Origin of the sequence: Geodermatophilus sp. YIM 151500, assembly GCF_025716945.1 — a bacterium.
Classification (GTDB): domain Bacteria; phylum Actinomycetota; class Actinomycetes; order Mycobacteriales; family Geodermatophilaceae; genus YIM-151500.
This window is the reverse complement of record NZ_JAOVZT010000002.1, coordinates 167,123-181,685: the sequence shown is the minus strand read 5'-3', so window position 1 is coordinate 181,685 and position 14,563 is coordinate 167,123. Positions and strand designations below refer to the sequence as shown.

Annotated in this window: 15 protein-coding genes; 6 read left to right on the top strand and 9 right to left on the bottom strand. The window is 76.1% G+C overall.

From position 1 onward, the window contains the following. Positions 1-21: 21 nt before the first annotated feature. From OF117_RS04440 to OF117_RS04425, 4 genes are all read right to left on the bottom strand, one after another. Positions 22-1,161 (bottom strand): SIS domain-containing protein, encoded by a 1,140-nt coding sequence (locus OF117_RS04440; protein WP_263551599.1) that lies wholly within the window; start codon positions 1,159-1,161, stop codon positions 22-24. Beyond that, positions 1,158-1,457 (bottom strand): Trm112 family protein, encoded by a 300-nt coding sequence (locus OF117_RS04435; protein WP_263551598.1) that lies wholly within the window; start codon positions 1,455-1,457, stop codon positions 1,158-1,160. Before OF117_RS04435 ends, OF117_RS04440 begins: the two co-directional genes overlap by 4 nt. Further along, on the bottom strand, positions 1,454-2,818 hold the full coding sequence (locus OF117_RS04430) for a phosphomannomutase/phosphoglucomutase (RefSeq protein WP_263551597.1): 1,365 nt from the start codon (positions 2,816-2,818) through the stop codon (positions 1,454-1,456). The genes OF117_RS04435 and OF117_RS04430 overlap by 4 nt, the downstream gene beginning before the upstream one ends. 145 nt (positions 2,819-2,963) lie before the next feature. Beyond that, the gene (locus OF117_RS04425; RefSeq protein ID WP_263551596.1) at positions 2,964-3,314 is read right to left on the bottom strand and encodes a DUF3499 domain-containing protein; all 351 of its coding nucleotides are present in this window, start codon (positions 3,312-3,314) and stop codon (positions 2,964-2,966) included. 156 nt (positions 3,315-3,470) lie between these two features. On the opposite strand from OF117_RS04425, the gene OF117_RS04420 reads away from it, so the two are divergent. Both OF117_RS04420 and OF117_RS04415 read left to right on the top strand, forming a co-directional pair. Continuing rightward, positions 3,471-3,938, top strand: coding sequence for a metallopeptidase family protein (locus OF117_RS04420; protein WP_263551595.1), 468 nt, complete (start codon positions 3,471-3,473; stop codon positions 3,936-3,938). Positions 3,939-4,056: 118 nt separating this feature from the next. After that, positions 4,057-5,070 (top strand): hypothetical protein, encoded by a 1,014-nt coding sequence (locus OF117_RS04415; protein ID WP_263551594.1) that lies wholly within the window; start codon positions 4,057-4,059, stop codon positions 5,068-5,070. A 255-nt stretch (positions 5,071-5,325) separates the two neighbouring features. Here the strand turns inward: OF117_RS04415 and OF117_RS04410 are convergent, their stop codons facing one another. After that, on the bottom strand, positions 5,326-5,598 hold the full coding sequence (locus tag OF117_RS04410) for a WhiB family transcriptional regulator (RefSeq protein WP_263551977.1): 273 nt from the start codon (positions 5,596-5,598) through the stop codon (positions 5,326-5,328). A 301-nt stretch (positions 5,599-5,899) separates the two neighbouring features. Between OF117_RS04410 and cofD the strand changes: the two genes are divergently transcribed. Genes cofD through OF117_RS04395 form a run of 3 tightly spaced genes read left to right on the top strand, consistent with a single transcriptional unit; the run spans position 5,900 to position 8,575 of the window. After that, positions 5,900-6,865 (top strand): 2-phospho-L-lactate transferase, encoded by a 966-nt coding sequence (cofD, locus tag OF117_RS04405; RefSeq protein WP_263551593.1) that lies wholly within the window; start codon positions 5,900-5,902, stop codon positions 6,863-6,865. Continuing rightward, complete coding sequence (locus tag OF117_RS04400; RefSeq protein ID WP_263551592.1) at positions 6,862-7,926, top strand: coenzyme F420-0:L-glutamate ligase; 1,065 nt, start codon at positions 6,862-6,864, stop codon at positions 7,924-7,926. The genes cofD and OF117_RS04400 overlap by 4 nt, the downstream gene beginning before the upstream one ends. A gap of 40 nt (positions 7,927-7,966) precedes the next feature. Beyond that, a complete protein-coding gene (locus tag OF117_RS04395; protein WP_263551591.1) occupies positions 7,967-8,575 on the top strand; it encodes a dTDP-4-dehydrorhamnose 3,5-epimerase family protein in 609 nt (202 codons plus the stop codon). A gap of 65 nt (positions 8,576-8,640) precedes the next feature. Here OF117_RS04395 and rfbD read toward each other — a convergent pair whose 3' ends face one another. Beyond that, a complete protein-coding gene (rfbD, locus tag OF117_RS04390; RefSeq protein WP_263551590.1) occupies positions 8,641-9,534 on the bottom strand; it encodes a dTDP-4-dehydrorhamnose reductase in 894 nt (297 codons plus the stop codon). A 67-nt stretch (positions 9,535-9,601) separates the two neighbouring features. After that, on the bottom strand, positions 9,602-10,609 hold the full coding sequence (rfbB, locus tag OF117_RS04385; RefSeq protein ID WP_263551589.1) for a dTDP-glucose 4,6-dehydratase: 1,008 nt from the start codon (positions 10,607-10,609) through the stop codon (positions 9,602-9,604). 97 nt (positions 10,610-10,706) lie between these two features. Between rfbB and rfbA the strand changes: the two genes are divergently transcribed. Continuing rightward, positions 10,707-11,588 carry a glucose-1-phosphate thymidylyltransferase RfbA gene (rfbA, locus tag OF117_RS04380; RefSeq protein WP_263551588.1) on the top strand — a complete coding sequence of 294 codons (882 nt, stop codon included), beginning with the start codon at positions 10,707-10,709 and terminating at the stop codon, positions 11,586-11,588. Between the two features lie 6 nt (positions 11,589-11,594). Here rfbA and OF117_RS04375 read toward each other — a convergent pair whose 3' ends face one another. Both OF117_RS04375 and OF117_RS04370 read right to left on the bottom strand, forming a co-directional pair. After that, entirely contained in the window at positions 11,595-13,307 is a 1,713-nt protein-coding gene (locus tag OF117_RS04375; protein WP_263551587.1) for a hypothetical protein, read from the bottom strand. A gap of 272 nt (positions 13,308-13,579) precedes the next feature. After that, the gene (locus tag OF117_RS04370) at positions 13,580-14,530 is read right to left on the bottom strand and encodes an excalibur calcium-binding domain-containing protein (protein ID WP_263551586.1); all 951 of its coding nucleotides are present in this window, start codon (positions 14,528-14,530) and stop codon (positions 13,580-13,582) included. Positions 14,531-14,563 lie beyond the last annotated feature (33 nt).

Here is a 14,563-nt window from a genome sequence, read left to right as displayed (position 1 = left end):
CCGCGGGTGCCGTCGGTGCGCTCACCGCGCCGACGCCCGCTCGGAGTCCAGCACCAGCGCCAGGTAGACGGCGCTGAAGTCGGCGACGGCCAGCTGCCGCGCGAGCCGGGGCAGCCGGGCGAGCTGCACCGGGTCCCCGTGCTCGGCCAGCCCGCTGACCGGGACGTTGTTCGCGGAGGCGGTGCGCAGCACCTCGTGCATCGCCTCGGCCGCCGAACGCGGCTCCCGCTCCCCGCCGTCGTGCGTGCCGGCGTCGGTGTCGCGGATGGTCAGCAGCCGCAGGCGCCGGCCCTCGTCGGCGGCGCGGTCGCGGAAGAAGTCGTCGTCCTCCCGGGGGGCCAGCGGGCCGCTCAGCACCGAGCAGGCGGCGACCCGCTGGTCGGGCAGCCGGAAGCCGGCGACCGGCAGGCCGGCCAGGGTGGCCAGCTGGTCGGCGACCCGGGTCGCCGCGGCGCCGGCCAGCGGCCCCTCGGCGGCGATGACCGGCAGGGCGCCGAGCAGCTCGAGGGCCAGCGTCTTGGCCGGGTTGACGAACGACTCCTGGGCCGGGCCGCACTCGGCCGCCACGTCGTCGAGCGCGGCGGCGATCTCCTCGGGGTCGGCGGTGCCGGCCGGCAGCAGCTCCAGGTCGGTGACCAGCTGCAGCATCGGGGTGAGCAGCGACCACAGCGTGGTGTGCCGCACCCGCGACCGCGGCAGCGGGACGTAGGGGGCGCGGGCGGCGGAGCAGGCGGCCCGCAGCGGGGCGTCGTCGGCGCCGATGCCCAGCAGCGACACGCCCCGGCGGGCCGCCTCGTAGGCCGGGGTCACCGCGTACTGGCCGGCGCCGGTACGGGTGGCGACGACGGCGATGTCGCTCGGCCCGGTCCACACCGGCAGGTCCGGGCCCGGGACGACGTCGACCGCCACCGGGCTCGACGCGCCGAGCAGCGCGCGCAGCACCCGGGCGGCGACCGCGCCCTCCCGCCGGGCGACCACGACCAGGCCGCGGGGCCGCCCGCCGGCGGTCACCCGGTCGAGACCGGCCTCCTCGGTGAGCCGGGCGGTCTCGCGCACCTGGGCGCCCGCTCCGGCCACCGCCGGCAGCAGGCCCCGCGGATCGCGGGCGCGCAGCACGTCGAGGTCGTCGAGGACCTCCTCGGCCAGCTCCGGTGAGGTCATGCCTCCTCCTCGGGTCCGGGCCCCCGCCGGCGGGCCTCGTCGAGCAGGAGCACCGGGATGCCGTCGCGCACCGGGAAGGCCCGGGAGCAGGTCGGGCACACCAGCTCGGCGGCGGCCTCGTCGACGGCGAGCGGGGTGTGGTGCGTGTCGGGGCAGGCCAGGATGGACAGCAGCAGCGGGTCGAGCCCCAGCGGCCCGGGCGACGCGCCGGGCGGTTCGGACGGCGCGCCGAGCGGTCCGGACGGCGCGTCCGGGCGCTCGGGCGACGCCCCCGCCGGCGCCGGTCCGGCGGTCATGCCCGCACCGTCTCGAGCACCCGGTCGCGCAGCTGCGCCATCCGCGCCTCGTCGGGCGCCTCGACGTTGAGCCGGACCAGCGGCTCGGTGTTGCTCGCCCGCAGGTTGAACCAGGCCCCGTCGGGCAGGGTCACCGTCAGCCCGTCGAGCTCGTCGACGGTGACGCCGTCCTCCTCGCCGAAGGCCTCCCGGACGGCGGCGAGCCGGCCGGCCGCGTCGTCGACGGTCGAGTTGATCTCGCCCGAGGCGGCGTACCGGGAGTAGCCGGCGGCCAGCTCCGACAGCGGCCGGCTCTGCTCCCCGAGGGCGGCGAGCACGTGCATGGCGGCCAGCATGCCCGTGTCGGCGCGCCAGAAGTCGCGGAAGTAGTAGTGCGCCGAGTGCTCGCCGCCGAAGACGGCGTCGGTCCGCGCCATCTCCTGCTTGATGAAGGAGTGCCCCACGCGGGTGCGCACCGGGTCACCGCCGTGCTCGCGGACGATCTCCGGCACGGCCCGCGAGGTGATCAGGTTGTGGATGATCGTCGTCCCCCGGCCCTTGGCCAGCTCCCGGACGGCGACCAGCGCGGTGACCGCCGACGGGCTGACCGGCTCGCCGCGCTCGTCGACGACGAACACCCGGTCGGCGTCGCCGTCGAAGGCCAGCCCGAGGTCGGCGCCGTGCTCGCGGACCGCCCCCTGCAGGTCGACCAGGTTGGCCGGGTCGAGCGGGTTGGCCTCGTGGTTGGGGAACGAGCCGTCGAGCTCGAAGTACAGCGGGACGACGCGCACCGGCAGGCCGTCGAGCACGACGGGGACGGTGTGGCCGGCCATGCCGTTGCCGGCGTCGACCACGGCGGTGAGCGGGCGAATCGCGGACAGGTCCACCAGGCTGCGCAGGTGGGCGGCGTAGTCGTCGACGACCGGCCGGGCGGTGACCGTGCCGAGGCGGTCCGGCGTCCGCTCGTACTCGTCCCGCTCGGCCAACCGGCGGAGGTCGGCCAGCCCGGAGTCCTGCCCGACGGGCACCGCGCCGGCCCGGCAGAGCTTGATGCCGTTGAACTGCGCCGGGTTGTGGCTGGCGGTGAACATGGCGCCGGGGAGGTCGAGCGCGCCGGCCGCGTAGTACAGCATGTCGGTGGAGCCGAGACCGGCCTCCAGGACGTCGACGCCGCGGGAGACCACGCCCTCGGCGAAGGCCCGCGCCAGCGGCACGGAGGAGTCGCGCATGTCGTGGGCGACGACCACGGCCGGGGCGCCGCTCTCGGTGTGCACCAGCTCGGCGAACGCCGCTCCGAACGACCGCGCGACGGCCTCGTCCCACTCCTCGGGCACCAGCCCGCGGATGTCGTAGGCCTTGACGATCGACGAGAGGTCGGGCATGCGGTCACCTTCGGCCGGCCGGCGTCGGCGGCTCCCCGGCCGGCGACGCCGCCGACCCTAGCGGCGGGCCAGGTGCGGGACAGAAACGGCCACCCTCCAGGTCCCGCGCCGAGCGTGCGAGGCGTGGGGGGAGGGTGGTCCTCCGTCAGGTCAGGTCGGGCAGCACCCGCAGGTGACCCCGGCGGAGACCGCGGCCGTCGTCGGCCGCGGGGCGCGGCGGCTCGGGCCGCGCCGCCTCGCGGACGGCGTCGGCGAGCGCGAGCAGGTCGTCGCCGGTCGGCCCCGCGTCCTCGACGTCGATCTCGTGCCGGACGACCTCCCAGCCGCGCGGCACGGTCAGCCGCTGCGCGTGGAACTCGCACAGGTCGTAGCTGTGCGGCTCCGAGAAGGTCGCCAGCGGGCCGACGACCGCGGTCGACTCCGCGTAGACGTAGGTCAGGGTCGCCGCGGCCGGCTGGGCGCAGCCGCTGCGCGAGCAGCGACGTGACTGCCTCACCACGGGTTCCTCACGCTGGGCACAGTAGTGCCGCGCCCGCGTCGGCGACAGCAGGCGCACCGGGTTTCCGGGTGGTCGCCCCATCCTGCACGAACGCCTCGCCGACCCCGGCACCGCCACCGCCCCCGCCTGCCCCGCCGTACGCTCGTCCGCGTCATGAGCCGCCCACCCAGCAGACCCACCCGCCCCCGCCGCGACCGCCACGGCCGCGGTCTGCGGGGCCGTCTGGTGCCGGCCGACGTGCCGCTCGCGCGCAGCCGCGCCGACCAGTTCGACGACCTCGTCCTCGACGCGGTGGAGGACCTCGAGCGGCGCTGGGAGCGCGAGCTGGCCGGCGTGGAGTTCGCCGTCGAGGACGTGCCGTGGGTGGAGCACACCAACCCCGACGAGGTGGTGCTCGACTCCGACGTCCTGGACGACGGCAGCGTGCCGCTGGCGCGGGTGCTGCCCGCCCACCGCGAGAACGGCCGCGAGGTGCCACCGCGCATCGTCGTGTACCGCCGTCCGCTGGAGATCCGCGCGCACGACCGCGACGACCTGGCCGACCTGGTCCGCGACGTGGTGGTCGACCAGGTCGCCGTGCTGCTCGGCCGCGACCCCGAGGAGATCGACCCCACCAGCTGAAGAAGGACCCCGTCCTCACCACCCTTCGCACGCTCAGGGCGGGACCCGGGCCGGGGCGGGCGGCGGGAGCCTGCAGGGGACCGCCGGCCGGTCCCCCGCGACTGGGATGCTGGGCGCGATGGACGCCGCTGCGTGGGTGCTGCTCGGCGGAGCGCTCGGCGCCCTGCTGACCGGCGCCGTCGTCCTGCTGGCGGGGATCGCCGGGCGCCGGCCCGGCCCGGGCTCGCGTGGCGGCCCCGCCTCCCGTCCGGGCTGGGCGGACGACGACCTGCCGGCCTTCCTCGCCAGCCCACCCGGCGCGACGCCGAGCGTGGAACCGGCCGCGGATGCGGCGTGGGTGCCGCTCGGGCCGCTGGTCCCGGCGCCCCCCGCCGAGGAACCCCGACCCCGGCCCGAGAGGACGGCGGCCCGCGTGCTCACCGCGACCACCGCGGTCGCCGCCGTGCTCGGGGTGGGGTCCGCGGTCGCCGCCGTCGTCCCCGCCGGGGCCGGATCCCCGGGTTCCACATCGGCCGCGGGGAGCGGGGCGGACGCCGGCGGTCCTGACGACCGGACCGCGCTGCCGGAGGTGCCCGCCGACCCGGCCCCCGGCGACCCCGGCGCCGGAGACCTCGCCGCCCGGTCGGTGCCGGTCGGGCCGGACGGCGTCCTCGTGCGGATGTCGTTCGGCGGGATCGTGCTCGAGGAGCGGGCGGTGGGCGTCACCGTCGCCTACCCGTCGCTGGGCCTCACCGCCACGGAGGTCCCGGGCGCCGCGCTGGCCCACGTGCGGCTGCCGCTGTTCAACTGCCTGGGCGACACCGCACCGGCCGACCCGGTCGCGGCCGGCTGCCGGCGCGCGCCGACCGAGTACGCCGAGCTGACGGCACCGGCCCTGGCGGTCGGCCGGGACGGCGCCGGCGACCTGCGCGTCGAGGGGCGCTTCCCGACCTACCGCCGGCCGAACGGCTCGCCGCCGCAGTGGACCGGGCGGAGCTACCCGTTCCGCATCACCGTCACGGCGTCGGGCGCCGGCGGAGGCAGTGGCGCGGACGGCGGGCCGGTGCCGGCCACGGGCACCCTGCACCTGGGGACCGCGCGGGCCGGCTCGGCCGGTCCCCCGGGAGCCGACGTGCTGGTGCCCGGCGGATGAACCGCCGCGCCGGGCCCGGGAAACGCCGCAGCCGCCGACGGGGATCGTCGGCGGCTGCGGGTGGTCGTGCGGGGCGCTGCGGTCGTGCCGTGCGCGATGGTCGTTCGGGGCACGGTGGTCGTGCCGTGCGCTGCGGTCGTGCCGTGCGCTGCGGTCGTGCCGTGCGCTGCGGTCGTGCACTGCGCGGCGGAGCCGCGGGGTCCGCTGCCGGACGCCGAGGACGCGGGGTGCGCGGCCGGCGGACCCGGCGGCGGCTCAGATCGCGCGGCGGCGGAGGCGGCGGCGCTCCCGCTCGGAGAGCCCGCCCCAGATGCCGAAGCGCTCGTCGTTGGCCAGCGCGTACTCCAGGCACTCGGCCTTGACCTCGCAGCCGGTGCAGATCTTCTTCGCCTCGCGGGTCGAGCCGCCCTTCTCGGGGAAGAACGCCTCGGGGTCGGTCTCGGCGCAGAGGGCGCGCTCCTGCCACGACTGGGCGTCGGCCTCCAGGCCGATCCCGAGCAGCCCGGCGATGCCCTGCTCGCCCAGCATGCGGCCACCCCCGGCCGACCCCATCCGGTCGCCGGCGTAGTCGCTGAGCCACGAGACCTCGGCCATGTCGTGCGTCCCCTCTCGCTCCTCGTCACCGGTGCGCTCCCGGGGCCCTCCCGGAGGCCGTGCATCGCTGACGCCGGGGAATTACACGTGTGTCGTTGCCGGGCCGTCAACTTAGCCCGTTGTAAGCGCCACGCCACACGAACCCCACGCCTACCAGGCGTTCGTCAGTTCTCGTGGGGTCTCAGGACACGCCCGTGGAACAGTCGACAACTGCCCATCGGGCACGATGTGTTTCGTGCAGATCGTCGTCCTTGCCGGCGGGGTCGGCGGAGCCCGGTTCCTGCGCGGAGTGCGCACCGCCGTGCCCGGTGCGGGCGTCACCGCGGTGGTCAACACCGGTGACGACGTGACGCTGCACGGGCTGCGGATCTGCCCCGACCTCGACACCGTCATGTACACGCTGGGCGGCGGCATCGACGAGGAGCGCGGGTGGGGCCGGGCCGGCGAGACGTGGACGGTCAAGGAGGAACTGGCCGGGTACGGCGCCGAGCCGAGCTGGTTCGGCCTGGGCGACCGCGACGTGGCCACCCACCTGGTCCGCACCCGGATGCTCGACGCCGGCTACCCGCTGTCGGCGGTCACGGCGGCGCTGGCCGAGCGGTGGCGGCCGGGGGTCACCGTGCTGCCGATGAGCGACCAGCGGGTCGAGACCCACGTGGTGGTCGACGACCCGGACACCGGCCGGCAGCAGGCGCTGCACTTCCAGGAGTGGTGGGTGCGGCTGCGCGCCGAGCCGCAGCCGTCGGCGTTCGTCCAGGTGGGCGTCGACGCGGCCGAGCCCGCCCCCGGCGTGCAGGAGGCCTTCGACGCCGCCGACGCCGTGCTCGTGGCGCCGTCCAACCCGGTCGTGTCGATCGGCACCGTCCTGGGCGTGCCGGGCATGCGGGAGGCGCTGCTGGCCACGCCGGGGCGGATCGTCGGCGTCTCGCCGGTCATCGGCGGCGCCGTCGTCCGGGGGATGGCCGACCGCTGCCTGCCGGCGCTCGGCATCGAGGTGAGCGCCGAGGGCGTCGGGCGGCACTACGGGGCGCGCGCGACCGGCGGCCTGCTGGACGCCTGGCTGGTGGCGCCGGGCGACGCGGCCGCCGACGTCCCAGGCGTCGACGTGCGGGCCGTGCCGCTGCTCATGTCCTCGCCCGAGGCGACCGCCGACCTGGCCCGCGCCGCGCTGGACGCCGCCGGCGTCTCCCCGAGCGGATGACGGGCACCGGAGCACCGCCGGCCGGGGTCTCGGTGCACCCGGTGCCCGGGCTGCCCGAGTTCGGCCCCGGCGACGACCTGGCGGCCGCGATCGCCGGGGCCGCGCCCTGGCTGGCGGACGGCGACGTCGTGGTCGTCACGTCGAAGGTCGTGTCGAAGGTGGAGGGCCGGCTGGTGCGCGTCGGGCCCGGCGAGGACCGCGAGGCGGCGCGCGCCCGGGCCATCGCCGAGGAGACCGACCGGGTGGTCGCCCGGCGCGGGCCGCTGCAGATCGTGCGCACCCGGCACGGCTGGGTGGTCGCCGCGGCCGGCGTCGACGCCTCCAACGTCGCCTCCGACGCGCTCGCGCTGCTCCCGGTCGACGCCGACGCCTCGGCGCGGGAGCTGCGCGCGGGCCTGTGCCGGCTGCTCGGCGTCGACGTCGCGGTGGTCGTCAGCGACACCTTCGGCCGCGCGTGGCGCGAGGGGCTCACCGACGTGGCGGTCGGGTGCGCGGGCATCGCGGCGCTGGTCGACCACCGCGGCGCCGTCGACGCGCACGGCAACCGGCTGGAGACGACGCAGACCGCCGTGGTCGACGAGCTCGCCGGGGCCGCCGACCTGGTGAAGGGCAAGCTCGCGGGCGTGCCGGTGGCCGTCGTCCGGGGCTTCGCCCGGAGCCGGCGGGACGACGGCGCCGGCACCCGCCCGCTGGTGCGCGACCCGGCCGGCGACCTGTTCCCCTACGGCGCCCGCGACCTGGTGGGCGCGCGGCGGGCGACCGCCGACCTGGTGCCCCGCCCCGGCGAGCTCGAGGCGGTCGCCGCCGCCTTCCGGGTGGCCAGCGCCGCCCTGCCGGAGTTCCCCGTGGTGCTGCGGTACGGCGGCGAGGGCGACGGCGCCGTCGACGTGCACCTCACCGATGCGGTGACCACCACGACCGCGCTCAACCTCGGCGCGCTGCTCGGGGCGGCCATCGTGCAGCTGCACGCCGACGGCTGGAGCACCTGCTGGGAGCCGGTCGCCACGCCGGGCGGCTCGTCGCTGGTGGGCCGGCTGCGGCTCGGCACCGCCGCGGACTGACCCCGGCCGGCGCCGGCGGCGTTCGCTAGCGTGGCCGCCGATGGACATCCGCCAGCTCGCCGTGCCCGACAGCTACGTGCTCGACCTGGTCGCGCACGGCGACGACCGCGGCCGGTTCACCGAGTGGTACCGGGCCGACGTGCTGGCGGAGGCGACCGGCTCGGCGCTGCCGCTGGTGCAGGCCAACCACAGCGTGTCGGCGCGCGGCGTGCTCCGCGGCGTCCACTTCGCGCTCGTGCCGCCGGGTCAGGCCAAGTACGTCTACTGCCCGGCCGGGAAGGTGCTCGACGTCGTCGTCGACCTGCGCGACGGCTCGCCGACGTTCGGCGTCTCCGACGCCGCGCTGCTCGACAGCGAGCACCCGAAGGCCGTCTACCTCGCCGAGGGGCTCGGGCACGCCTTCCTGTCGCTGGCCGACGGGTCGTCGGTGACGTACCTGGTGTCGAGCGGCTACGACCCGGGCCGGGAGTTCGGCGTGCACCCGCTGGACGCGGAGCTGGAGCTGCCCTGGCCCGGGGACGTCGAGATCACGCTGTCGGCCAAGGACGCCGCCGCGCCGACGCTGGGCGAGGCCCGGGAGCGCGGACTGCTGCCGACGATGGTCACGTGCGCCGCCCGCTACGCGCAGCGCCGGGAGACCGGCGTCTGACCGGACGGCGCGCCCCGGTGGGTCAGCGCGGCGCCCGACCGCGACCGGCGGGGCGCCCCGGTGGGTCAGCGCGGCGCCCGGGCCAGCAGCTCGGCGGTGCAGGCGCGCAGGGAGTCCGGCCACGGGGGGAGCGGGTCGAGGCCGGCGGCGAGCCAGCTCGCCGGGTCGAGCACCGACCAGGCCGGGCGCGGCGCGGGGCGCGGGAAGTCGGCGGTGGTCGTCGGCACGACCCGCTGCGGGTCGGCGCCGGCCAGCTCGAACACCAGCCGGGCGAGCCCGAACCAGGTCGTCGTCCCGGTGCCGGTGGCGTGCAGCAGGCCGCGGGCCGGCGCGAGCGCGGCCCGGACGAGACCGTGCGCGAGGTCGCGCGACCACGTGGGCGAGCCGGTCTGGTCGTCGACCACGCGCACCTCGGGCGGGCCCTCGGCGGCCAGCCGCAGCATCGTGCGCACGAAGTTGCTGCCGTGCGTGGCGTACACCCACGCCGTCCGGACGACGACCGCGTCCCCGCCGGCCGCGGCGACCGCCCGCTCCCCCGCCAGCTTGGTGCGCCCGTAGGCGGTGCGGGGGGCGGGCTCGTCGTCGACGCCGTACGGGCGGGACGCCGTCCCGTCGAAGACGTAGTCGGTCGAGACGTGCACCAGGCGGCCGCGCCCGGCCAGCTCCTCGGCCAGCCAGCCCGGGGCCGCGCCGTTGACCAGCGCGGCCGTGTCCTCGTCGGTCTCGGCGGCGTCGACGGCGGTGTAGGCGGCGGCGTTGACCAGCACCGGGTCGTGCCCGGACCGGCGGGCGGCGGCCAGCCAGTCGCGCACCGCCGTCCGGACCGCCGCCTCGTCGGTGAGGTCGAGCTCGGCCCGGGTGACCCCGGTGACGGCGTCGTCCGGCCGCCCGGCCAGGGCGGCCAGCAGGTCGCCGCCGAGCTGCCCGCCGGCGCCGGTGACCAGCCAGGCGGTGCTCACCGCGACCCCCGCACGCGCGCACCCCGCACCGCGCGACCGCGGCCGTTCACCGCGCGACCGCGGCCGTTCACCGCGCGACCGCGGCCGTTCCCCGCGCGACCGCGGCCTTGAGCGGCTCCCACCAGGCGCGGTTGTCGCGGTACCACTGCACGGTCAGCGCCAGGCCCTCGTCGAACGACGTCCGTGGTTCGTAGCCGAGCCCGGCGATCTTGGAGAAGTCGACGGAGTAGCGGAAGTCGTGGCCGCCGCCGCGCGGGTCGACGATGTGGTCGACCAGGCTCCAGTCGCGGCCGGTGGCGGCGAGCAGCCGCTCGGTGAGCTCGCGGTTGGACAGCTCGGTGCCGCCGCCGATGTTGTAGATCTCGCCGGCGCCGCCCTTCTCGAGCACCAGCTGGATGCCGCGGCAGTGGTCGTCGACGAACAGCCAGTCGCGCACGTTGGCGCCCTCGCCGTAGAGGGGCACGGGCAAGCCGTCGAGCAGGTTGGTGACGAAGAGCGGGATGACCTTCTCGGGGAAGTGGTAAGGCCCGTAGTTGTTGCTGCAGCGGGTGACCGAGAGGTTCAGCCCGTAGGTTTTGGCGTAGGCGCGGGCGAGCAGGTCGCCGCCGGCCTTGGCCGCCGAGTACGGGGAGTTGGGCAGCAGCGGCTCGTCCTCGGTCCACGAGCCCTCGTCGATGGAGCCGTAGACCTCGTCGGTGGAGACGTGCACGACCCGCGGGATCTCCGCGCGCAGCGCCGCGGCGAAGACCTGCTGGGCGCCGAGCACGTTGGTGAGCACGAAGTCGGAGGCGCCGGTGATGGAGCGGTCGACGTGCGTCTCGGCGGCGAAGTTGACGACCGCGTCGTGGCCGGGCAGGACGGCGTCGAGCTCGGTCGGGTCGCAGATGTCGCCGCGCACGAAGGAGTAGCGCGGGTTGCTCGCGACCGGGAAGAGGTTGGCCGGGTTGCCGGCGTAGGTCAGTTTGTCGAAGACCGTGACCTCGGCGTCCTCGTAGCCGGGGTAACCGCCGGAGAGCATCGTCCGGACGTAGTGGGAGCCGATGAAGCCGGCCCCGCCGGTCACCAAGACGCGCATGGACGACGACGGTAGCCGAGCGCCGGGACCGTCCGACGCACCCGCCGGGGTGATGCCGGACTCCTGGTCGCACGCGCCCCACACGTACGGTGACGCGGTGCGAGGCATCATCCTGGCCGGCGGCACCGGGAGCCGGTTGTTCCCCATCACGCAGGCCGTGAGCAAGCAGCTCATGCCGGTCTACGACAAGCCGATGGTCTACTACCCGCTGTCGACGCTGATGATGGCCGGCGTCCGCGAGGTGCTGGTGATCACGACGCCCGGCGACTCGATGGCCTTCCGCTCGCTGCTCGGTGACGGCAGCCGGCTGGGCATGCGGCTGGAGTACGCGGTGCAGCCGCACCCGGAGGGCCTGGCGCAGGCCTTCCTCATCGGGGCGGAGTTCCTCGACGGCTCGGCGGCGGCGCTGATCCTGGGCGACAACATCTTCTACGGCGCCGGGCTGGGCACCGCCCTGGCGCGGCTGCCCGAGCCCGACGGCGGGCACGTGTTCGCCTACCACGTGGCCAACCCGGAGGACTACGGCGTCGTGGAGTTCGACGCCGAGGGCCGGGTGCTGTCGATCGAGGAGAAGCCGGTCAAGCCGAAGAGCTCCTACGCGGTGCCGGGGCTGTACTTCTACGACGCCGAGGTGGTCGACGTCGCCCGGGGGATCCGGCCCAGCGCGCGCGGCGAGCTGGAGATCACCGCGGTCAACGAGCACTACCTGCATCAGGGGCGGCTGACGGTCACCGCGCTCGACCGCGGCACCGCCTGGCTTGACACCGGAACGTTCGCCTCGCTGCGGCAGGCGACCGAGTTCGTGTCGGTGGTCGAGGAGCGGCAGGGGCTCAAGATCGGCTGCATCGAGGAGGTCGCCTGGCGCAACGGCTGGCTGGACGACGACGGATTGCGCGCCGCCGCCGAGCCGCTGGGCAAGAGCGGTTACGGCGACTACCTGCTCGGCCTGATCGACGAGCGGGAGCGCTCCCCGCGCTGACCCGGGTCAGCTCCGGCGCCGGGCCACCACGGTGACGATGACGCCGCCGGCGAGCACGACCGTGCCGGTCAGCGGCAGGGCGATGGCGCCGAGGCCGGAGAGCAGGCCGGTCGGCTGCTCCGCCGCCGTCAGCTCCGCGCCCAGGCCGACGGTCACCAGGCGCCCGCTGCTCAGGCCCCGCAGGACGACGCTGTCGTCGTCCTCCGCCGCGAAAGCGACGGGCACCTCCACGCCGCCGGTCGAGTCGGCGGTCACCTCGTCGACCTCGGAGCCGGTCGAATCCAGGGTGACGACGACGGACTCCCCCGGCTCGAAGCCGGTGCCGACGACCGCCGGACGGTCCCCGGCCGACGCGACGATGGCGACCTGCTGCGATCCGACAGCGGCGAGGCCCGCGGAGCCGACGTCGACGGACGCGAGGTCCGCCGAGGTCAGGCCGGCGGACGCGAAGACACCCGCCAGCGCCTGGCTCGCCGGAACCTGCACCGCGATCGGCTCGGCCGCCGGGATCGCCAGGTCGAGCGGCGGCATCTCCTCCAGCGGCACGGACTCCTCGACCGGCACCGACTCGGCCAGGGCCTGCTCGAGTGCCGCGATCTCCTCGGCGGGGACCTCCTCGACCGGGACCTCGTGGGACGGGCCCTCCTCGACGGGCGTCTCCTCGACGGGGAGCTCGTCGGGCGACGCCTCGTCCTCGGCGGGCGCCGGCTCCTCGACGGGCGCCGGCTGCTCGGCGGGCGCGGAGCCGGCCGGTGCCTCCTCGTCGGCTGGGGCGGGGGCCTCGCCCTCGGCAGGCGCCCCCGGGTCGGTGGCTGCCGGGACCGTCCAGGTCAGCACGACCGACACCAGCTCGACATCGTCCTCGACCGCCGGCGCGGGGCCGGCCGGCGGTGCGTCCGCGGCCGGCGGCGCGGTCCCGTCTTCCACGACGTCGACGGGGACCGCCTGGTCAGCAACGACGACCGAGGTGTCGGCAGGCGCAGTCTCGGCACCGGTCGCGGAGTCGTCGCCCGTCGACGTTCCCGCGGGCACGTCGGTCACCGACGCCGCGCCCACGGGGGACTGATCGGCGGACTCACCGGCGGCACCCTCGTCAGTGGCGTCAGTGGCGGTGACGTCCGCTGCGGGGGCCGGCTCGACGACCCGGACAAGGGCCGCCGTGTCGTCCCCAGGGGCGAGGAACAGCCACGGCTCCACGGGCTCGGCCCCCGCACCGGCAGAGGTGTCCCCGCTTACGGCCGGCTCACCGTCCGGCCCGGCGGCCGGGATCTCCCCAGCGGGGTCGCCGGCTGCGGCGTCGGCCGCGGGGGCGTCGGCCTGGGTGCTCCGCTGCGCCTCCTCAGGCGCGCCCGGCACCGCCGGGTCGGCGGCGGCGACTCGATCGGTGGACGGCGCGACCGCGCCGAGGTCCGCAGCGGCGCCGATGTCGACGAGCACGCTCCCGCCGGTTGCGACCGACAGGGTGGTGCGGCCGAGCTCCGCGGTCTCCGCGCCCTGTGCGCCGCCGAGGACGGCGACGTCGACGCTGGTCACGCCGTCCGGCACCAGGAAGGAGTGCTGCTGCCCGGTGCCGGCGTGCACGCAGGCGACGGTGACCCCGGTGGTCGGCGCGGGGCAGGGCTCGGTGGCTCCGGCGACCGCGGCGTTCAGCAGGCCGGTGGCGAGCAGACCCGCCGTCCCGGCGAGCGAGACGGCGGTGCGGATCCTGGCGCGTGACAAGAGAACTCCCGGTATCGAGCGCACCCGCTCGACACCGGACGGTCCCGAGCGGCCGCTGCGGCCATCGATGCCGGAACGTTACGAAGCCGAGGCATCACCCACGGTCAGGACACGGACGATCACCGTCGATCCGGGACGGCTGTGACAAGTGGGGCGCCCTGACGTCGTCCGCCCGCCGTCCACGAGGCTGGTCGTCACCCGACCGACCCCAGGAACGCGTTCGCCGGGTCGGCCGACAGCCGACCCGGCGAACGGGACGAGATGTGCTGCGATCAGGGCAGCGCTTCGCAGGCCTGGCCGTCGCCGTTGGCGTCCAGGCGGGCGACGTCGCCGTAGTAGGGGTAATAGAGCATGAACCACGCCTGGGCCTGCGCCTGCGTGACGAAGTCGGAGCAGTCGACGTCGTCACCCGGGTTGGGCGGCGGCGTCGGGCCCGACCGGCCTCGGCGAACGCCGAGGGTGTCCTTGCCGTCCCCGTTCCAGTCGCCCGTGAAGGCGGTGTCGGTCGGCTCGCCGTAGGCGAAGGTCGTGTCGGCGACGCCCGGCGTGAGCGAGTTGCGCAGGAAGTAGGTGTTCCCGCGGCGGACGCCCAGGGTGTCGCCCGCCTGGTTGGTGGTCCAGCGGCCGGCGAGCACGGTGTCACCGGGGTCGCCGTAGACGAAGACATTGCTCGCGACGCCGGTCAGCAGGTCGTTCTTCACGAAGTACGTGGAGCCGCGACGGACGACGAGCGTGTCGCCGCCACGCCCGTCCCAGTCCCCGACCAGGACGGTGTCGCCCGGGTCGCCGTACACGAAGACCGTGTCGGCCCTGCCCGTGCTGACGGTGTTCTTGACGTGGTAGGTGCTGCCGCGGCGCACGGCCAGGGTGTCGGAGCCGTTGCCGTCCCAGTCGCCGACCAGGACGGTGTCACCGGGATCGCCGTAGGCGAAGGTCACGTCGGCCGCACCGGGAGTGGCGCTGTTGCGCGCGTAGAAGGTGTTGTCCCGGCGGACCATGAGGGTGTCGGTGCCGTTGCCGTCCCAGTCACCGACGTACACCTGGTCCGACGGTTCGCCGTAGGTCAGCTCGATGTTGGCCCGGCCGGTGAAGGTGTCGTTCAGGTAGTACTCGGCCCCGGAGCCGCCGACCGTGGTGCCCTGGGCCTGGGCCGAGCCGGCCCCTGTGAGGGCGAGCCCGACGACGACTGCGGCAGTCGTGGCGGCCCGTACGCGCGTGCGCATGACGACACTCCGTCCTGGGCGCCCGGCGTCGCC